The sequence below is a fragment of the Bacteriovorax sp. HI3 genome, assembly GCF_059738875.1.
This window is the reverse complement of record NZ_AP026946.1, coordinates 2,578,599-2,597,183: the sequence shown is the minus strand read 5'-3', so window position 1 is coordinate 2,597,183 and position 18,585 is coordinate 2,578,599. Positions and strand designations below refer to the sequence as shown.

The following is an 18,585-nucleotide window of genomic DNA, read 5'->3' as shown; positions in this document are numbered from 1 at the left end:
CTAAAATTCAGGATGATTTTAGAATTAATGAGTCATCCTTAGAATTGCTTAAGACTCGAAGGTAAACAAGAACTTATGAAGAAAATGCTCTTACTTTCATCATTGCTTTTTGTTTCATTTAATCTCCATGCTGAACTTGCTGGAGAGTTTGAAAAAATCAGCGGCCCCGATATTTGCGCCACAGGAAATCTGGGGATCAAAACTAATTTAAAAGATAAAGAGCGTATTCTTTTATTCGGTTCAAGTTTGAGCTTTACACTTTCTCTTGAAGATAAAGGCGAGAGTAAAGAAGTGGTTGAAGGCGGATGCACTTATCAGGTCTCTTACGAGAAGAAAGTGGATTCTTTCCAGGCCAAAACGATGAGGACAAATTGTCCCGAGACTGCAGAAAATGGCTCAGTTGTAGAGAGTCTCGACTTAAATAAAGACAAGTTGGTTTATAGTTACGAATTCATCTCTCAGAATAAAAAGAAAACAACTTACAGTTGTCATTACAATAGAAAAAAATAGATGAAGATTTTATTTTTAACTCTATTCATGTTTTCGACATCAAGCTGGGCCAATAATCCTAATGCTTGCGATAGCCCGACAGAGCTCGGGACTAAAAGATGTATCGAAGAAGTTTTAGTCACGGTCAAAGAGGCCGGGATTCCTCCTGTTGCGTGCGCCAGTACACTTGATAAAGAAAATCCAGCGTGTCCGCCGTTAGCAGAAGAATTCAATGACAAGTCAGCAGAGTGTGACAAGTTCATCTCTACCTCTGAGTCTGGAGGTTATGGGCCATGGGGCCGGGAAATCGTCAGCTATCTCGAAGGTAAAGGGGATGACTCTATTTTTTATAGTAATGACCTCAATGGGATGAGCAGTGGTGTAAAGGCCTGCCCTAATTGGGAGAAGATGAATAAAGATGAAAAGCAGCACTTCTGGGTGTGGGTTATGGCATCCATTGCCCATATCGAATCGACATGTAATCCAAAGGCCAGAAACGGGCAAGCGACAAACGGTGCGGCCGTAGGTCTTCTTCAGCTCGATGAAAGAGCTTCGGCCAGAAAATGGCGTGGCCCAAATTGCGGTGTTAAATCTGTGAGCAATCCAAAAGAGAACTTGCGTTGTGGACTCGATATTCTGGAAGAGTTACTTAAAGGAAAACAAGGTGAATATAAAAGTAACGGTGAGATTTGGGGAAGAGGTTCGAGCTCTTACTGGCAACACTTAAAAAAGAAAGATGGTGGAGAGATTTCTGATTTGATTCAACTCAATCCATTTTGCAAAGGCTAATCAGGCCAGAGCAGCTTGTGCTTCTTCTAAAAGCGAATCAAATTCTTCTTTATGAGATGGGAAATGCCTGATGGCCTCAAAGACCTGGCCTTCGATGACTCCCAATTTTCTCTTCATCTTTATTCCGCGCTCAATAATCCCGCGGTAGATAGACGGGTCGATGATTTTTCTTTTTAAAAGTTTTTCACCATAATTGATGACGGATTGATGATCATTACTAACCAAGTGAAGTGTATTGAAATAAATGACTTCAGCATTATCCGGCCATTGTGCCAGGTCGATACTTTCAAAAGCTTCTAGCATAATTTCAGATTTATTCATTTCATGAAAAGTACGAGCAATACTTCTAAGCACTTCATATTTTCCATTAGAGTAGTGGAAAGCACGTTTTAAAGTATCGATAGCATTATCAGTTTCACCGAGGCTAAAAAAGTATTTCCCTAAAACGGCAAGACCAGCTGCAAGTGCGTTCTGGATTTCAACACTAGGGGATTTTAGTGCATCAAAAACTCTTAAGTAATTAATGATGTCTGCATATTTTTGGTTGATGATTGAAAGCCTGACTAACTCAGGTATTCTCTCCGGAAGAATAGGGTAGCTCTGGGCCATTTGCACATTGGATTCATAAGCTTTCTTAAAATCCTTCATCTGATAGTAGAGCGCACTCATATCCCTCAACGTTTTATAGTGTTGAGGATTATGAAAGAAGGCCTGTTCATAGGCACTAATGGCCTCATTAAACAAACTTCTTTGTTTATAGATTTCCGCCAGATAGTAATAAGCTTCATAAGGGTGCTGATTAAGCGCCAGGGCCTCTTCAAAATTGGCCTGGGCAAAGTCCAGGTCTTCCTTTATTAAAAGTTCCTGGGCCAAATAAAGGCGTTTTAGATAAGGGGAAGGTGCCAGCTTATGTTTCACACCGGCCAGGATGGTGTTAATGATGGTTTGCCCGGTAAACGGGATGGAGATCAGGCCATCCATATCATAGTCGAGTGCTATGGCCGCTTCGCTTAAAGAATTTTCTTCAGTAATAACAAAGAAGCCTGCATCTGCACGATTAGGCATGGTCTTTATATGAACGTCAAACAATTCGATAGTGCTTCCTTGAGATAAGGTTTTATTGCCGACAATAAAATGAGGTTTTCTTTCTGCGATAATATTTCTAGCTTCGTTTAGATTGTCGGTATCGAAGATATTTGAACTCTTTGATCCCAATTGAGTCAGGGTTTTTTTGACAGACGAACGCGTACTCGACGAAGGATCGACGATCAACCAGATCTTAGTCTCAAAAAATTCCAACGTCGCCATATTTTCTTTAGCGGTCGGATCAAAATAATTACTCATTATCCTCTCTCAAGTCATGCTGGCGCATGATGAGGTTATTAATTTCTTTCTGAGCCGCTTCGTACTGTTCAATGATTTGTTTCCATTCACGGACATCGTACTGAAGAAAAGTTAAAGTTGCGGCGACGGTTTTTTCTTGAGCTTCAATGTCTTCAAGTTTTTCAACTTTTGCGACCACTTCAAAAAGTGATTCTTTATAGGCCCCATTGGAAGGGAGCTTGTGTTTTAATTCTGATTGTCCATCGATAAAAAAAAGCGTGAGGCTATGCCCTCGTTGACAAACGTTGACCGGAAGTTCAAGCACGATTCCGTTGTCCTTGAGTTCTTTGATTAAGAGAACTTCAGATTTCGTAAATTGTGTATGACTTGTTTCATTTCTGATCAAAACTTTGTGGCCACTGCGCTTGAACGTTTTGCTAGAAATACATTGTGAGAGTAAAGCACCCATACATCCATTATAGAGGATTAATCCAAAAGGATGAGAAAAATAATGAAAAAGATTTTTGATATTAGGTAGTAAGAAGCTCAACATTAAGAAAAAAACATTTTAAACAAAGAGAGTTTACAAGTCGCTGTGCCCATTTTTAGGATGAAGTTGAGGTCCCTTTTTCAAGGAGGAGAAAATGAAGACGCTTCTTACTTTCGCTCTGTTATTTTCAATGAATTCTCTTTATTCCAAAACAAATTTTCATGAGGCCCGGCTCTTAACAAAGGCAGAGGTGAGCTCTTTGCATTCGTCAGTCGATCGCGTCCTTCCAAAATTTGTTGAGTTCAAAAAAATGATTAATGGAGAAGATTCCGATAGTCTCTATTTAGTTAACGGATGTTCAAAAGATATTATTGCTTTTGTAAAATACTACAGCGTGGAAGGAGAGTGGAGTGAATCAGATTTCTGGCAGCTCTCGGAAAACCAATACGCTTATATCGGCGAGACACAAAACGAATTTTATTACCCGGGCGCACTTTCTACTGACGGCACTCTCGTCTGGGGAGACATCCCTATTGTTTTTAAAGGCTATGATGTTTTTGTCAGTGAAATGAGAATCACGAGTGGTGATTGGGGAGATTGGTACCACTCTTTTACTTGTGACTCACTTAAATAGCTATTGTTAACTTTTCATTAGGAGAATCTCAAGGGAACCTTTGGTTCTAAATGATAAACGATGAAGAATTAAATGCTCCTTGTTGGGCATTTAATTCTTTTGTAACATTGACCGAAATGATTTTTAAGGAGTGAAAAATCATTTTATGAAAGGAAAAATCAGTGTTGCGCTTTGTATGAGTTTGAAAGAGGAGGCACGCAGGATCGCTCTAAAACTCACCACACTTGAAGATTATGAAGTGACTGTTTATAGTTGCGATTCTTTCAATGAATTTATCGACTGCATTTCTACTAAGCATGTCGACTCCTTTGTCTTTGATTATCTTTGCGATAAGTTCAACGTCATTGAGATCGCTGAAAAACTAAGAAATACACAAAAATTTTGTCGTGCTACTTTTGCTTTTGTTACCCACGAAAAACATAAAGATCGCCCATATCATCACCCGAAGGTTAAGGTGGATACAGTCATCACCAGGCCATTTTCTCGCAAGCAATTTAGTGAAAGTTTAACGAGTGCCTGGGATAAACAGATTAATGGTATTCTACCTAAAAATTTAAGTGTGCTTATCTTAGACAACAATCCAAATGTCCTGGAGATTTTAGGGATGCATATGGAGCAGTTGTCGCATAAGAATTTCGTTACCTGCTCAACAGTAGGTGAGGCCAAAGAGCTCATGGAAAATCAGGATTTCGATCTGCTATTGCTTGATTGGGACCTGGAAGATGGAACGTGCTTTGAAATTATTGACTACGCCCGTGATACCAAACGCTCTAAGCGCTTAAAAGAGTCTATCCCCATCGTCATTACCGGTCGAAGTGATGTGGAAGACATTATGACTCTTTTACAAAAAGATATTAAAGACCATATCATCAAGCCTTTTGACTACAGCGAGTTTGAAGATAAAATTGCTTATGCTCTCGAACGCAGAAGATCAGGCAAACCTTAAAAACCTTGATGGCTTTGATTTCTGTCTGCAATCAAGTTAATCCAATGGAGAATATCCTTTTCTACTTCTTGATGTTCTGGCTCGTGCAAAAGATCATGAGCGAGGATTGGATAAATCTTTATCTGTTTTCCCGGGATATTGGGAGTGCCTTCAAAAAATTCTCTACTTCCTTCAATGTTATTGATTTGATCTCCTGTTCCGTGAAGAACCAGGAAGGGAATTTTAGTTTTTGCTTTATTCTCCTGAACAAAATCCATATTCTCCAAGGCCCCGACTCCTGAGCGGGCAGGAATTTTAATGTCAGCAATCAAGGGATCGGTTTTCATCGTTTCGACGACCTTGAGATCGCGAGAGAATTTTTCGTTAGGCAGGTCAACGACGCCCATGTGAGGAGCAATAGCGTTTGTGGCCTTAAGGGCGCCAACAATAAAACCTGGAAGGTCTGGCATTTTTTTTAAGGCAGGAGCACTCAGGATGAAACCAGCGATGCCATCTTCATGAGTGACTGTATAACGAGCGGTGATAGAGCCTCCTATACTGTGACCAAGAACGATCCATGGTTTTCCATTGTCGAAGTTTTTAAACGTTTTTATGGCCAGGTCCAGGTCGTTGGTGACCATCTCGAAATTAGGAAAGTAAACTTTATCGCCTTCGCTTCGTCCATGCCCTCTTTGGTCGTAGGCAAAAACTTGATAACCGTTTTTAGAAAGTTGGTTTGCAAAATCCAGGTAGCGCTCGGAGTAGTCTTTAAAACCGTGAACGATAATAACATTGCCCTTGACCTGATCAATCTTCGCGGCCATTTGCCATCCCCGAAGAATAAGCCCATCCGAAGTAAGGATTTCCAATTTTCTGGTGATGCGATTGCTGGGGAAGTTGGGAAGGACTTGTGCCACAGACATAAAGCTCTCCTGGTTGCAGATATATTCCATTTTAACTTTGCTCTACAAAGAGTGAAAGATGAGATGAATCAAGAGCATAACGTTTGACTAGAGATTCTTGATGGATTCTTGGGCCAGTGAAATTAAGCAAGATGAAACAGGTGAGATTGTCATAGGCAATGTAAACATTAATGTCGACTACTTTTCAAGATGGTAACCGCAGAAATTGACCTTAATACAACATAGTTAAAAGTTATTAAATTGATAAAAACAAAATAATATTATTTTATCGAGTTTAGGGCGATACTGAGTTTAACAAATAACCGGCCTTTTAAAGGAGACTATATATGAAAACTTTACAACTTATCTTCGGCGCCCTGCTTTTAAGCCTTGTTTTTGGCAGTAGCGTTTTTGCTCAGGATGCAATGAGAGCAGATGAATACAGAAACCATCCAGAATCTTTCAGAATTGGAGATTCAAATGATTTACAAGCAGATCAGATGCGTGCAGATGAAATGAGAGTTTGTGAAAATCACAGAGAAAGAATCGAAGGAGTCCAAAAAGAGCAGTTTAAAAAATTTATCCACGACAGACACTTTAACAGAGGGTCTGATTACATATAAAAAATAAGGCCGCTTTAGAGCGGCCTATTTTTATTTCTTTAATTTCCCGTTCGGGTCATCTTTCCATCCCCAGTAGACTTTCACAATGATATCCTCAGGGAGAATTCCCAAGGTGTAGAGCTTTTGGCGGATGGCCACAATCGACTGCTGTTTTCCAGAAAGCACAATTTTACTAGTCGCTGAGCTTTGATAGCCGCGGGCAATATCGCTGGCGATAATGTCGTATTGAGAGAGTGTGTAAAGGGTGCTGTCTTGTAGGTTGAATCTTTCCAGGACAGGTTTTGATTCACTAAGATCAGTGTTTTCAAAAAAACATCGCACGCTTAATTGTTTGAAGTTTTCTTTAATCGCATAAGCTAGGCCAAAAGTAGTCTCGTCACCAAAGAAGACGACTTCTTTTAATTCTTCACTCAGCACCAGTGAGCCGCGAGGCCCTAGAATTGTGGTCTTTGATCCGGCCTTAGCATCTCGTGCCCAAAGAGCGCCGGGACCTTTCCCGTGCATATAGACCAGGGTTTGCACTACACCGTTTTGTCTATCCCATGAACTTGGCGTGTAGCTTCTCATGATGTCGTCACTCAAGCGCACCTGAATTTTTTGTCCTGGGGTCCATGCTGATTTTTTAAAGGACTTACCTTTAATCGTCAGGAATTGAAAATGGGGTGAGAGTCTTTCATTAGAGACAATTTTACTTTCTGATAAAAAAAGTGGCCCTAAAACTTTGAGAAGAACATTTTTTACTTTGCTCATGATGTTTTTTCCTTTTCCCTCTTATGAGTACTGAGGGTCTTTTTTTGCAGGAAGAACAAATTCTGCATTGCGGACGATCAGCATTGCGACGATGGTAAAAGTGACCACCGAAACAAAACTAATCACTGTCATATTTGATACTAAATTCATTTTCATCGAAATAGCAATCAGTCCTGCACCAACTGCATAACCTAGAGAATGGGCGATACTGGCAAAACCAATCTTTTTCCCTGTGACATTTTCAGCAGATGAAGAATGGCTAATCAGCGCCATATAAACCGGCGGGATGAGTGCCAGTCCAATAGAGATGAAAGCAATGCCAATCCAGATGCTTGTTAGTGTCGCGGCCATACTTAAAATAAATGATCCACCCACTAAGCTGCTTGAACCTACAATGAGTCTGTTTTTCCAGTTGCGTTTAAAAACCCACTGGCTTGTTTGTTGAACAATAAGAGCGAATAAACTACTGGCCAGGACGATTTTTGCCATAAGAACACTGGCCTCATCACCCTTGATACTTAAAGTCTCTTTTAAATGGTGCCCCAATGTTGAGTGAAGGATTCCAATAAAGCTTGTAAATATTAGAGCAAGAACAATAGGAAGGACGGATTCTTTAATAAGCTCTCTCCATTGGAATTTTGGAGTGCTGGTTTCCGTAGGCGTTGCTTGTTTTAGTTGTGGGGTTTTTGATGTCAAAAGACAGCTGATGGCCAAAAAGAAAATCCATCCTGTTCCAAAGTAGATGATATGTTCAAAGTCGACTTTTTTCACCAGGACTAAAACTGGCCCAAGCACGCGGCCGACGTTTAAGCACATTGAGTTGCGGGTAAGAACTTTAAGTTTATCTTTGGTGTCGATTAAATCTAACTGCCACGCTTGAGAGACTGGCACAACTGCTGAAGCAAGAAGACCGTAGATGATACGGCTTAGGTACACAATGGCGATTTTGATTTGAATAGAGAAGACATCATTAAAAACAAATAATGAACTGAGGCAAAGAAATGAAAGACCCATTCCGATCATTCCAAAACTGAGCACTCTTTTTCTTCCCCATGTATCACTTTTACTTGCCCAGAAAGGACCCATGAAAGCGAAGATAAAAGAGCCTACGCTAATAGAGCCGATGATCGATGCTGTGGTGACTGTGGTTTGTTCAGAAATATAAGGGATAGTCGTATAAAGAAGAATCTGGATGCAGCTAAAAGTAAGTGTGTTGAGATAAGCGATCCAGAGTTGTTGGTTCGTGCTAGAGATCTTCATTTATAGTCCCAGTTTAAAAAGGCCGGAAACTAGCGAAGAATCCGGCCCCCAATCTAATAAAAACTAATTAACGATTATAGGCCGTCGTTAACTTCAAGGGATAGGTTTTAGGCCAGTAAGGCTTAGCGTTAATTTCCCCAAACTCTCTTTTGTTTAGGGTAGTTATAAAACTTTCAGGGGTAATCTATTATAGAAAGTTTGGCTTGTCAAACAAGTTTATGGTGAAGTATACAGAATACAGAACTTTAAATGTGGTTATCTATTATGCAGGTCAATGCTCTTTCTGAAAAACACTCGGCCCACTGCTTTTTAAACTCGCTCTTTAGAGAGTGGAGTGATTATAACTTTGATCAAGATTCAAATTCATTTGTTATTCCGTTAAAAAACGAAGGCGCGGTCATTCTTCCGCTAGTGACTTTCTCAGAGATCGGACGTCATGAGTACAGCGATTCTTTCTTTTATAAAAAAGACAAACGCGCTGATGTTGAAGAGGTGAGTTTTCTTGAGCTGGTGGAAGTGCTGCTGGTACATTTGAGCGCTCAGTATAAAACCTCTCCAGAACAAATCAGCATCTTTATGGAGAGGATCACTGACAGTGTTAATAACATTGAGTCTGCCCTCGCTATTCGTTTAAATGAACTCTTAAAACTTTACTCAAAAGGTGAGATGAATTTTAAAGAGGCCGAGCAAGGCCTCTTTATTGGGCACACTTTTCACCCACACCCAAAAAATCGCGATGGATTTAGCCGCGAAGACTTCCGCGAGTTTGCTCCTGAGAGCGCAGGGGAATTTCTTCTACATTGGTTTTTAGTGAAACCAGAAATCCTTCACCATCACGTTTCAAAAAACTTCGAAACTAAAAACTGGTCAAAGGACATGATCCTTGTCGCTTTTAGTGAAAACGCTTTTTTAGAAAAAAAACTGGCCGAAGGTTATATTCCTTATCCTGTTCACCCTTGGCAAAAAAAGATTATCCTGAAAAACCCACTTATCCGCGAGTACGTAGAAGGGGATTTACTGATTGATCTTGGCGCCAGTGAGAACCAGATGGAGAAATGGTCTCCGACTTCATCTCTTCGCTCTCTCTACAATGAGCACTCGCCTTATATGCTTAAGTTCTCTTTGAGCGTGAGATTAACCAACTCTGTTCGCCATCTGCTCCCACTGGAAGTGGTAAGAGGCCTTCAGGTTATGGATGTTTTTAAAACTGAGAAAGGAAAAGAGTTCTTTCATAAGTATCCAAATTTCACCATTCTTTTTGAACCGGCCTTTATGGCCTTGGTTGATAAGGACCAAAAGATCCTGAATGAAACCATTGTCGCATTACGATTAAATCCTTTCACCGTCGGTGAGTCTGATCAAAAATGCGTCCTGGCCACCTTAACTCAAGACCATCCGACTGGAGGTAAGAGTTTAATTGGACTTCATCTCAGTCAACTGGTCAGGGAATCGGGAAAAACAAGTGATGAACTTGCAGTGCTCTGGCTAAAGAAATACTTAGACGTGGCCGTAAAACCCTTAATGATGGCGCAGGCAAATTACGGTGTGCTTTTAGGAGCTCATCAACAAAACATGATTTTGGATATTGAAAATCATCTTCCTAAAAAAGCTTATTTTAGAGACTGCCAGGGAACAGGTTATAGCAAAGTGGGCTTTGAGCTTTTTGCTAAAGACGTCGATCTTATGACGGTAGAAAACGGAAACATTCTCGATGATAAAATGGGGAACACTCTTTTCTCATATTACCTGATGATCAATTCAACGTTCAACGTAATTAGCACTCTTGCCCGCAATGGCAAAGTGGCCGAAAAAGATTTATTAAAAGTTCTTCGCCAGTCCCTGCTTGATTGGAAATCGGAGGGAGTGCGCGACACTTCTTGTTTTAATTACTTGCTGGATGAAGAGTTTCTTCTACAGAAAGGAAACTTCCTGTGCTCATTCGTCAATATGAATGAAAACACAACGGAAAACCCATTGGGAATCTATAACCAAATTAAAAATCCTCTTTGCGAGAAAAACCTATGTTAAATACATTAAAAAATGTCACATACAAACCACTGGCACTAAAAGAGTCATTTACAGCTTCTTTGGTCGATGGACTTTGCACTATCAGTGCTGGTGAAGATGAGCTGGTGCTGATGCTTTCTCCAGGACTTTTAAAAGTTGAGCAGGCAAGCCGCAGAGACAACGATGATCTTTTGCTTGTCGCTTTAGAGTATATCTTTGGACACAACCCAGAACTTAAAAATCTTAAAGTTGAGAACTACATTTCATGTGACATCGTTTTAAAATACTTTCTAAAAGATGGAGATATCATTGTCGATCGCCATCAGTTCTTTCAACTTAGAACTCTTTGGCATGCAGAACATGATTATGCACCAACGCTGGAGACGTGGACACAAACAGGAAACTACGCTCACCCGGTGAGACCCGACATTCAATCGGGGACACTCTATAGCCGTTACGTTCCGGCCATTAAAAAGACATTAAGCTTTAGAATGATTGATCAGGTAAAAGACCTGGATACATTTCATGACTGGCACAACCAACCAAGAGTGGCGAACTTTTGGGAGTTGGCATTGCCAAAAGAAGAGCTTCTTCAATACATCCAAAAAGGTTTAAAAGACCCGCACACTTTGCCAATGATTGCTGAATGCGATGGTGTTGCTGTCGGGTACTTTGAAATGTACTGGACGCGCGAAGACCGCCTGGCCCCTTATTATGAAAGTGAAGCTTACGATCGTGGTTTTCACTTCCTGATTGGAAACCCTGAATTTTTAGGATTTCAAAATACAGACAGCATTTTAAAGAGCTTGAGTCATTTTTTATTTTTAGATGAAGTAAGAACAAGAAAAATTATGGCCGAGCCCAGATCTGATAATGCCAAAGTTTTAAGGTATGTAGATACTTTTACAGCGTGGAGAAAACTCTACGAGTTTGATTTTCCCCATAAAAGAGCGGCCCTTCTTGAATGCAAAAGAGAAGTTTTTTTCATGGGAGATTACCTGTGAACGATTGGCTGCAAGTTAACCTAAACCTCCTGGCAAAAACTTTGGGAGAACTCTCTTATGAGCAGATCCTAAAGGCCGAAGAGATGGAAAAAGGAAAGTACCGCGTCCGCCTGCAAAGTGGAGCAGAGTACACTTTTTGTGCCTGGATGGGGATTTGGGATCACTTGAGGGTTGATGCCCAGTCGATTAAAAAAACGGGAAGCGCTGAGGTTTCTGCCGCGACTTTTTTCATCGATGCTCAGGCCGACCTGGAAATGGATGATATCGTTCTGGGGAATTTCCTAGAAGAAATGCACAACAGCCTTTACTCGGATATCACACTTTTAAAGAAACAAAAAAATATCTCTGCAGAGGCCATGAGCAACTGGAGCGGAGAAAAAGTCCAGGCCTGTTTAAATGGCCACCCTAAAATTCTTCTTTCAAAAGGAAGAGTTGGCTGGGGCACAAGAGAGCTTTCGGCCTATGCACCAGAAAATGAAATGCCTGTCACTTTATTCTGGGTAGCAATTAAAAAAGATATTCTGGAATTTTCTTTTGATGATCAGTATTCGATGACTTCTCTTTTAGAAGAGTCCCTTAATAAAAAAGAAATGAGCCGTCTTTTTGAAGTGCTTAAGGAAAAAAAGCTTTCATTTGATGAATACATCTTCCTTCCGCTGCATCCGTGGCAGTGGGAGCGCTTTGTGAAAATCCAGTATATGGAATCACTGGCCAAAGGTGAAATGGTGGAGCTTGGTTTTTTTGGAGATGAGTACCTACCGCAAATTTCAATCAGGACACTTTCAAATATCTCTCGGCCTGAGAAAGTGGATGTCAAGCTTCCACTGACTATCTTAAACACTTCGGCCATTAGAGGGATTCCTGCTCGTTATATTTCTATCGGTGCAAAACTTTCGCGCTCGATCTTAAGCTTGTGCCAGGAAGATCAACTTTTAAAGTCACTGAACACTGATGTGTTGGTTGAAAAGGGGGGAGCAAGTTTTGAACATAAAGCTTACGCTCAAGTTAAAAACTCCCCATACCGTTATAAAGAATATCTTGGAGCGATCTGGAGAGAGAGCACTGTTTCTAAGCTTGCCGAAAACGAGCAAGGGATTTTAACTGGAAGTCTTTTCTTTCAGGACTTAGAAAAAAAATCACTAATTGGCGCTTATATTGAAAAATCAAAGCTGACTAAAGAAGAGTGGTTGAGAGAGTATTTCAAGTTCGTCATCATTCCTCTTTATCACCTGCAAGTGAAATACGGACTTGGTCTGGTGTCCCACGGGCAGAATATTATTCTAAAAATGAAAAACTATGCTCCGGTGGGGATCATCCTAAAAGACTTCCAGGGCGACTTAAGACTTTCAAACGACTCAGTCTTAAATACTCGTGCTGATTTTAAAGAGCTGGCGGCCAGGCTGGATAAAATGCCAAAAGAGTATCTGATCCACGACCTTTTAACAGGGCATCTAGTGACAGTTCTGCGTTTTGTGTCTGAAGTAATGGAAGAAAGCGATGGTTTTCCAGAAATCGACTTCTATCAGATTCTGGCAGAGGTTGTAGAAAATTATATTAACGAATACTCGGTTCCAAACGAGCTGAGTTTTTTAAATGAAAAAATTCACCGAGTCCTGGTGAACAAAGTACGCTTTAAAATTGGTTATGGGGACTCAAGTGAAAGACCTAAACCAATGGTGGGAGTTGATTTGTTAAATCCACTTTACCTGGGGTTAAAACACAAAGAGGAAATCAATGGATAAAGAATTAGACCTGGCCGGTGTAGGGATCGGGCCGTTCAATTTAAGTCTTGCCGCTATTTTAGATAAAACAGCACTAGATTATAAATTCTTTGATCAGAAATCTTCATTTGACTGGCATTCAGAAATTCTTTTTTCAGACTCTGATATGCAAACATCTTACTTAAAAGACCTGGTGACGCCGGTTGATCCGACAAGCCGCTACTCATTTCTCAATTACCTGGTAGAAAACGGACTCTTTCATGTTTTTATGAACACGGGAAGAACGAATGTCACCAGAAAAGAATTTGAACAATACTGTCAATGGTCTTCGGTAAAGCTGGAGAAAAGACTGCAGTTTGATTCTCCTGTGACGGCGGTCGATTTTGACGGCAAGAGTTTTATCCTTCAGTCAAAGAATGAAACGTACAAAGCAAAAAATATTTGTATCGGGACAGGGCTTACACCTAGAGTTCCAGAGTGCACGGTGGAGCATCTTTCAAAAACCTTCTTCCACGCAAAATCACCAGAGCTTAAAAACCTAAACCTTGAAGGCAAAGATGTTTTAGTCATCGGTGGAGGGCAGACAGGTGTTGAGATTTTTAGAAACGCTCTCAATAATAAATGGTCCCGTCCAAGAAGTATTAAACTCGTGACAGGGAGAATGGGACTTCTTCCACTGGATGAATCACCATTTACCAACGAATACTTTTCACCAAACTACGTCGAGAACTTCTTTGATGTTTTACTTAACACGAAAGAAGGAATCGTGAAGGCGCAAAAATACGCCAGTGATGGAAACACTCCTCATTACCTGGAGGGATTGTACCAGGAACTCTACCAGCGCCGCTTTGTTCAAGGGGATGACCTGGATTTTGAAATCTGTCCGAGCAGGCGATTGTCAAAGGTTGAAAACATGAAAGGTCGCTACCGCATGGTTGTAGAAAACCATTTCACAGGTGGAATGGATGAATTCCAGGCCGATATCGTAATCCTTTGTACTGGTTTTGATGTCTCGGTTCCAAAAATGATTGAGCCGATGAGATCAAAAATCATGTTTGATGAAAATGGACGTTTTCAATTAAATAAAAATTTCACTGTGAAATGGGAAGGCCCACAAGAAAATAAAATTTTCGCTCTGAACTTCAGCCGTCACATGCACGGGATTTCTGAGCCACAGACGAGTCTTATGGCCTGGAGGTCAGCAGTGGTGACAAATACAATTTTAAAAGAGAATTTCTACCAGATTAACAATCAGGTTAGAAATTTTATGAACTATAGATAATTTGAAAAGGACCTTATGAAATCACTTCTCGCGCTCTCTGCACTTCTTTCATCTTCGCTTTACGCTCAGTCGTCAATGGAGCTGGATTCAATTGTGATCCGTGGAACGAAAGAACAAAAAAAGTACAACGAAACAACTTCTAGTATCTCGGTTATTAAAAATGACGACTTCAAGGCCGGGACTATTGATAACTCAATTAATTCACTTAACGGAGTCTCAAACGTTCAAATCAATAAGAATGGTGAGTCCTACAGTATCCGTGGGATCAATAACACTGGAGTGACAGGAGTTCAAAAAGACAACCTGGCCTCAACGATTATTGATGATGTTTTTCAATCTGACCTGGCCATCCGTGCTGGTGTCTTTGATCTTTGGGACCTGGATGGGATGGAAATCCACAGAGGTGGGCAGGCGACTACTCAAGGAATCAACTCTCTTGCCGGAACAATCCTGGTTAACCACAAAGAGCCGTCTTTTTTTAGAGAAGGAAAACTCCGTCTTGGATACGGAAGTTTTGACAGGAAAGAAGCGGCAGTGATGACTAATAACGAGATCATCCCGGGAGTTTTGACATCGAGGCTGACTTATAACAAAGACGCTTCTGATGGTTACATCAAAAACGTTATAACAAATAACGATAAATGGGGAAGAAAGAATAAAGATGCGGCCAGAGCAAGCTTTCTTTATCAAATCAATGATAGCGACAAGCTGATTTTTGACCTGAAGATGTTTAGAAATTCAACGGGAGGAACTTACGTTCAAGGCACAGATCCTTTTAAGCACGAAGTTTTTGAAGACATCGACTATAAAAATAAGGCGCACAATGCTCAGGGAGCTATTCGTTATTATAAAAAGTTTAACGAAGATTTTTCAAATACTTTAATTGTGGCCTTCTCTAAGTCAAAGCAAGAAGTGTCTTCTGATGCTGATGGGACTAAAAATAACCTGGCAGGGCTTAGAACAGAAGATTACAAAGACCAGATGATGACTTTAGAAAACCTGCTTCAGTATAAATCGGGAAAGATTAATAACACACTTGGTTTTAACCTGCATAACTACAAATTAAATGACTATCACCACTTCAACGTTATGTTCCCGATCGGCGGATCAAATTATGCCTTGATTGATGCTATCCAGGCACAAAAGAACCTAAAAACAGTTTACAGTTTATTTGACTCTTTCACTTATGATTTTACCCAAGAGCATTCGCTTAACCTGGGGCTTCGTTTAGAGTATGTTGTTAACGAATACAAAACATTCCTATACGGCGTGAGAAATGGAAACTATGGTGGAGCCAACACGACAATTGATAATTATGTCGCAGGAATTATCGGAGATCATGGAGACGAAAATAAAAAACTAATGGCGTTGCCAAAACTTGGTTACGTCTATCATTTGAATGCCAACAATGACTTTGGTCTTTCATACTCTCAAGCTTACAGAAATGGGGGAGTGAGTGTTAACCGCCGACGTGGAACGGCCAGCAGCTATGATCCTGAACTCACTCACAACTATGAGCTGTCACAAAAATACAATGACAAGGCCTTTAATATTTCAACCAATATCTTTTATACGAACTGGAAAAAGCAACAGGTTCAGGTGCGAGTCGTCCAGAATGATCCGTACGATTCGAGCATTAAAAATGCTTCCTCATCAGAGTTATATGGAGCAGAGGTTCAAGGAGGAGTAAAGATCCTTTCCCGTCATCATTTAGGCGCAAGCGTGGGTTATGTGGCCACGAAGTTTTTAAACTTCAAATCAGGCAGTACGAATTATGCTGGTAAAGAGTTCCCGAACGCTCCCAAATACACTGGACTTATTTCATGGAAGTCAGAAGTCACTGACAATCTGAGTGTTGGTGTGATAGGACGTTTATTAGGACAGAGCTGGGCCAATGCTGAAAATACAAAACGAGCACCAAATCAGTATTACATTGACCTAAACGCCGAGTACGTTTTCTTATCTTACGGGATTGAAGTTTATACAAAAAATCTGTTCGATAAGGACTATTTAATTTATGATGGAACTCCCACATCAACGGCCTTCCCTGGGACATACCATCAGGTGAGCACGCCAAGAGAGTTGGGTGTGAGATTGACTTATAACTGGTAATTAATCATGAAAGTTTTCGCCGCTACAGACATTCGCGCTTTCACTGCTTCGATCGCTGTCCATGGACTGGTGGTTGTATTGGCGTCTGCCGCTTTTTATAAAAGCTCTGTGCAAACACTGGAACTTACCGGTGGACGCGGAAACGGCAAGACAATCTCTTTAGATGGAATCAATTTCAGCAGACGTGCCTCAAGCGCGCCTGCTGCTGCAAAAACTCTCGTAAAAGAAACTTCAACACCGGCCTTTACTAAACCAGCAACTCCAGCAGAAAAAGCGATCACGACTGATTCGGTATCTGCAGTTGCTTCGGCCCATTCATCTGCGGCCACAGGTGGCAGTGGAGTAGGAAATGGAACAGCTTCAGGCGGCGTAAGTGGTCTGGGGTTTGGAACAGGGGCAGGGGATTTTGATGGTGGAGTGCTTTTTTCACAAATCAAAAAGCACTTTGAAACAAGACTGGGTTCTGCTTTAGTGATTAAAGAAGACCAACTGATTAAAATTAAAATTTCCCTGGAAAGTGATGGAACGGTAACGAGCGCGGATCTTATTCAGGGAAAACTTGATATGGGCACTTTGAGAAAAATTTTAAGTGTCGCTAAAAATATCCCACTTAAAAATCTTTGGAAGAGTTCAACTCCGATTCCTTCAGAGTTGATCATTCCTTTATTTTTAACTTCAAATTCTTAAAAAACATTTTTTTTTGAGCACATTTGTATTCATTTTTGAACATGTTCGTGTTCGAAAATTCTATAACGAACGAGATTGTGCTCATATGCTAAAAGGCATTTTTTTTATGCGATAATAAACTATATTTGCTTGAGGTTTATTATGCTTATAAAGAATTTAAAACAACTTCTGGAAGAAAATAATCTATCAATTGCAGAGCTCGCTCGTGAGACTCAAGTTCCCAAGTCTACTCTTAATACGTGGCTAAAAGGGCGTAGTCCTAACTTGGAACAGCTTGAAAGGGTCGCGAATTATTTTAATACGAGCATTGATTATCTGGCATTTGGCAAAACCTCGAAACCCCCTTTGCCAACATTAGTTTATCGTGCCGAGATAGGGCCTGGCCAATATGAAGTTGTTGTTAGAAAAATTTCGGATTAGCAATGAAGAAGGTTTTGGTTGTTGATGACAGTTGGTTAGTAAGGGAAAATCTAAAAGATTTTTTATACGAGTTTTTTATTCTTGAAGTGCAGATGGCCTCTTCAGCTTCTGAGGGAATTGAAAAATTGAAAGAGCAATGCTTTGACTTGGTACTATGCGATTATGATATGCCTGAGGGGAAAGGGGATAACCTTCTTTTGTACCTAAGGGAGAATAAGTATCATGTGCCCTTTATCTTTTTTACAGGTAACTCAGAGCTTAGGATTGAACTTCAATTTCCTTTAATCGAGACCGTGACCGAGAAAGATTTCTCTAAGCTCATGGCCGCCATAAGAAAGACGGCCATCTTCGAAGTGAGAGGAACTATTTTTTCTTAACTTCTTTTTTTGTATGATCTTTTGGGTCAGTAGAAGTTGAGAGCTTTTTAATTTTTCCTTTTTGCAACAGATCTCTCTCTACAATCCCTTTTGTTGTCGGAACCATGTGAGTAGAAAATGGAGTTTTCTCGCCCAACACCTGGGCCTGCACTGTAATTGAAATTCTTACCGTGTCACCAATTAAAACACCGCCGTTATCCATGGATTTATTCCAGACAATGCCATAAGTCTTTCTGTCAATTTCTCCTGATAGGGTAAAGAAATAATTATCCTTTCCCCAAGGGTCTTTTAATTTCCCTTTATAAGCGCCTTCAAGGATCAAAGGACGTTTGATTCCTCTCATTGTTAAATAACCGCCGATAACCAGCTTTTTACCTGTCTCCAGTTTAATTGGTCCCGGACTCTCAAAAGTGATTTCTGGATAATTTGCTGTAAAGAAGAATTCGTGACCTCTTAGGTGAAAATCTCTTTTCCCGTCATTGGTGTCGACACTTTCAGCATTGATCGTGATTCTGATATTAGATAAGTCATTCTCAGCACTATTGAGTGTGAAATAACCCTGGTAGTCTTTAAATTGTCCTTCAACTTTCGTCATCAACATATAGTCGACATCAAAAGCAATTTTAGAGTGCTCTTTAATCAATTCAAAATCTTTGGCAAAAGATGAGACTGACCCGAGCATGAGTAAGCAGATAAATAATCGTTTCATTGAACCCTCCTCTGGGTGAATTTATTATACCAAAAGGGGGAGATAGGCTCTATGGACTCAAGGTTTAAAAAATAGCACAAA

19 protein-coding genes are annotated in these 18,585 nt (G+C 40.4%); 13 read left to right on the top strand and 6 right to left on the bottom strand.

What is annotated here, in order from left to right; genetic code table 11:
- The first annotated feature begins 75 nt into the window (after positions 1–75).
- Both AC6JA8_RS12815 and AC6JA8_RS12810 read left to right on the top strand, forming a co-directional pair.
- Positions 76–510 carry a hypothetical protein gene (locus tag AC6JA8_RS12815; protein ID WP_497974149.1) on the top strand — a complete coding sequence of 145 codons (435 nt, stop codon included), beginning with the start codon at positions 76–78 and terminating at the stop codon, positions 508–510.
- Entirely contained in the window at positions 511–1,278 is a 768-nt protein-coding gene (locus tag AC6JA8_RS12810; protein WP_497974148.1) for a transglycosylase SLT domain-containing protein, read from the top strand.
- On the opposite strand, the gene AC6JA8_RS12805 is transcribed toward AC6JA8_RS12810, so the two are convergent.
- Both AC6JA8_RS12805 and AC6JA8_RS12800 read right to left on the bottom strand, forming a co-directional pair.
- Complete coding sequence (locus tag AC6JA8_RS12805) at positions 1,279–2,622, bottom strand: hypothetical protein (RefSeq protein WP_497974147.1); 1,344 nt, start codon at positions 2,620–2,622, stop codon at positions 1,279–1,281.
- Positions 2,615–3,070, bottom strand: a complete 456-nt coding sequence (locus tag AC6JA8_RS12800) for a hypothetical protein (RefSeq protein WP_497974146.1) — start codon at positions 3,068–3,070, stop codon at positions 2,615–2,617. Before AC6JA8_RS12800 ends, AC6JA8_RS12805 begins: the two co-directional genes overlap by 8 nt.
- 175 nt (positions 3,071–3,245) lie before the next feature.
- On the opposite strand from AC6JA8_RS12800, the gene AC6JA8_RS12795 reads away from it, so the two are divergent.
- Together AC6JA8_RS12795 and AC6JA8_RS12790 are read left to right on the top strand one after the other, a co-directional pair.
- Positions 3,246–3,725 carry a hypothetical protein gene (locus AC6JA8_RS12795; RefSeq protein WP_497974145.1) on the top strand — a complete coding sequence of 160 codons (480 nt, stop codon included), beginning with the start codon at positions 3,246–3,248 and terminating at the stop codon, positions 3,723–3,725.
- Positions 3,726–3,870: 145 nt separating this feature from the next.
- On the top strand, positions 3,871–4,671 hold the full coding sequence (locus tag AC6JA8_RS12790) for a response regulator (RefSeq protein WP_497974144.1): 801 nt from the start codon (positions 3,871–3,873) through the stop codon (positions 4,669–4,671).
- Here the strand turns inward: AC6JA8_RS12790 and AC6JA8_RS12785 are convergent.
- Complete coding sequence (locus AC6JA8_RS12785) at positions 4,668–5,573, bottom strand: alpha/beta hydrolase (RefSeq protein ID WP_497974143.1); 906 nt, start codon at positions 5,571–5,573, stop codon at positions 4,668–4,670. The two genes, AC6JA8_RS12790 and AC6JA8_RS12785, sit on opposite strands and share 4 nt — an antisense overlap.
- A 326-nt stretch (positions 5,574–5,899) precedes the next feature.
- Here AC6JA8_RS12785 and AC6JA8_RS12780 point away from each other — a divergent pair, with 326 nt between their 5' ends.
- Positions 5,900–6,175, top strand: coding sequence for a hypothetical protein (locus tag AC6JA8_RS12780; RefSeq protein WP_497974142.1), 276 nt, complete (start codon positions 5,900–5,902; stop codon positions 6,173–6,175).
- 30 nt (positions 6,176–6,205) lie between these two features.
- Here AC6JA8_RS12780 and AC6JA8_RS12775 read toward each other — a convergent pair whose 3' ends face one another.
- Complete coding sequence (locus tag AC6JA8_RS12775) at positions 6,206–6,925, bottom strand: siderophore-interacting protein (RefSeq protein ID WP_497974141.1); 720 nt, start codon at positions 6,923–6,925, stop codon at positions 6,206–6,208.
- Between the two features lie 21 nt (positions 6,926–6,946).
- A complete protein-coding gene (locus AC6JA8_RS12770; RefSeq protein ID WP_497974140.1) occupies positions 6,947–8,185 on the bottom strand; it encodes an MFS transporter in 1,239 nt (412 codons plus the stop codon).
- Between the two features lie 249 nt (positions 8,186–8,434).
- Here AC6JA8_RS12770 and AC6JA8_RS12765 point away from each other — a divergent pair, with 249 nt between their 5' ends.
- From AC6JA8_RS12765 to AC6JA8_RS12730, 8 genes are all read left to right on the top strand, one after another.
- The gene (locus AC6JA8_RS12765) at positions 8,435–10,213 is read left to right on the top strand and encodes an IucA/IucC family protein (protein ID WP_497974139.1); all 1,779 of its coding nucleotides are present in this window, start codon (positions 8,435–8,437) and stop codon (positions 10,211–10,213) included.
- Positions 10,207–11,196, top strand: coding sequence for a GNAT family N-acetyltransferase (locus AC6JA8_RS12760; RefSeq protein ID WP_497974138.1), 990 nt, complete (start codon positions 10,207–10,209; stop codon positions 11,194–11,196). Before AC6JA8_RS12765 ends, AC6JA8_RS12760 begins: the two co-directional genes overlap by 7 nt.
- Positions 11,193–12,938, top strand: coding sequence for an IucA/IucC family protein (locus AC6JA8_RS12755; protein ID WP_497974137.1), 1,746 nt, complete (start codon positions 11,193–11,195; stop codon positions 12,936–12,938). Before AC6JA8_RS12760 ends, AC6JA8_RS12755 begins: the two co-directional genes overlap by 4 nt.
- Positions 12,931–14,199 (top strand): lysine N(6)-hydroxylase/L-ornithine N(5)-oxygenase family protein, encoded by a 1,269-nt coding sequence (locus tag AC6JA8_RS12750; RefSeq protein WP_497974136.1) that lies wholly within the window; start codon positions 12,931–12,933, stop codon positions 14,197–14,199. Before AC6JA8_RS12755 ends, AC6JA8_RS12750 begins: the two co-directional genes overlap by 8 nt.
- Before the next feature lie 15 nt (positions 14,200–14,214).
- Positions 14,215–16,311 carry a TonB-dependent receptor gene (locus AC6JA8_RS12745; RefSeq protein ID WP_497974135.1) on the top strand — a complete coding sequence of 699 codons (2,097 nt, stop codon included), beginning with the start codon at positions 14,215–14,217 and terminating at the stop codon, positions 16,309–16,311.
- Positions 16,312–16,317: 6 nt separating this feature from the next.
- Entirely contained in the window at positions 16,318–16,998 is a 681-nt protein-coding gene (locus AC6JA8_RS12740; RefSeq protein WP_497974134.1) for a hypothetical protein, read from the top strand.
- 141 nt (positions 16,999–17,139) lie between these two features.
- A complete protein-coding gene (locus AC6JA8_RS12735) occupies positions 17,140–17,418 on the top strand; it encodes a helix-turn-helix domain-containing protein (protein WP_497974133.1) in 279 nt (92 codons plus the stop codon).
- A gap of 2 nt (positions 17,419–17,420) precedes the next feature.
- On the top strand, positions 17,421–17,795 hold the full coding sequence (locus tag AC6JA8_RS12730) for a response regulator (protein ID WP_497974132.1): 375 nt from the start codon (positions 17,421–17,423) through the stop codon (positions 17,793–17,795).
- Here AC6JA8_RS12730 and AC6JA8_RS12725 read toward each other — a convergent pair.
- Positions 17,782–18,504, bottom strand: a complete 723-nt coding sequence (locus AC6JA8_RS12725) for a YceI family protein (protein ID WP_497974131.1) — start codon at positions 18,502–18,504, stop codon at positions 17,782–17,784. The genes AC6JA8_RS12730 and AC6JA8_RS12725 overlap by 14 nt on opposite strands.
- Between the last annotated feature and the right edge of the window lie 81 nt (positions 18,505–18,585).

Bases quoted from the DNA above. Each gene is read 5' to 3' on its own strand.
- AC6JA8_RS12800 (WP_497974146.1), bottom strand. From the start codon at position 3,070: ATGGGTGCTTTACTCTCACAATGTATTTCTAGCAAAACGTTCAAGCGC.
- AC6JA8_RS12775 (WP_497974141.1), bottom strand. From the start codon at position 6,925: ATGAGCAAAGTAAAAAATGTTCTTCTCAAAGTTTTAGGGCCACTTTTT.
- AC6JA8_RS12745 (WP_497974135.1), top strand. From the start codon at position 14,215: ATGAAATCACTTCTCGCGCTCTCTGCACTTCTTTCATCTTCGCTTTAC.
- AC6JA8_RS12730 (WP_497974132.1), top strand. From the start codon at position 17,421: ATGAAGAAGGTTTTGGTTGTTGATGACAGTTGGTTAGTAAGGGAAAAT.
- AC6JA8_RS12780 (WP_497974142.1), top strand. From the start codon at position 5,900: ATGAAAACTTTACAACTTATCTTCGGCGCCCTGCTTTTAAGCCTTGTT.
- AC6JA8_RS12785 (WP_497974143.1), bottom strand. From the start codon at position 5,573: ATGTCTGTGGCACAAGTCCTTCCCAACTTCCCCAGCAATCGCATCACC.
- AC6JA8_RS12725 (WP_497974131.1), bottom strand. From the start codon at position 18,504: ATGAAACGATTATTTATCTGCTTACTCATGCTCGGGTCAGTCTCATCT.
- AC6JA8_RS12760 (WP_497974138.1), top strand. From the start codon at position 10,207: ATGTTAAATACATTAAAAAATGTCACATACAAACCACTGGCACTAAAA.
- AC6JA8_RS12790 (WP_497974144.1), top strand. From the start codon at position 3,871: ATGAAAGGAAAAATCAGTGTTGCGCTTTGTATGAGTTTGAAAGAGGAG.
- AC6JA8_RS12815 (WP_497974149.1), top strand. From the start codon at position 76: ATGAAGAAAATGCTCTTACTTTCATCATTGCTTTTTGTTTCATTTAAT.
- AC6JA8_RS12805 (WP_497974147.1), bottom strand. From the start codon at position 2,622: ATGAGTAATTATTTTGATCCGACCGCTAAAGAAAATATGGCGACGTTG.
- AC6JA8_RS12750 (WP_497974136.1), top strand. From the start codon at position 12,931: ATGGATAAAGAATTAGACCTGGCCGGTGTAGGGATCGGGCCGTTCAAT.
- AC6JA8_RS12740 (WP_497974134.1), top strand. From the start codon at position 16,318: ATGAAAGTTTTCGCCGCTACAGACATTCGCGCTTTCACTGCTTCGATC.
- AC6JA8_RS12770 (WP_497974140.1), bottom strand. From the start codon at position 8,185: ATGAAGATCTCTAGCACGAACCAACAACTCTGGATCGCTTATCTCAAC.
- AC6JA8_RS12765 (WP_497974139.1), top strand. From the start codon at position 8,435: ATGTGGTTATCTATTATGCAGGTCAATGCTCTTTCTGAAAAACACTCG.
- AC6JA8_RS12795 (WP_497974145.1), top strand. From the start codon at position 3,246: ATGAAGACGCTTCTTACTTTCGCTCTGTTATTTTCAATGAATTCTCTT.
- AC6JA8_RS12810 (WP_497974148.1), top strand. From the start codon at position 511: ATGAAGATTTTATTTTTAACTCTATTCATGTTTTCGACATCAAGCTGG.
- AC6JA8_RS12735 (WP_497974133.1), top strand. From the start codon at position 17,140: ATGCTTATAAAGAATTTAAAACAACTTCTGGAAGAAAATAATCTATCA.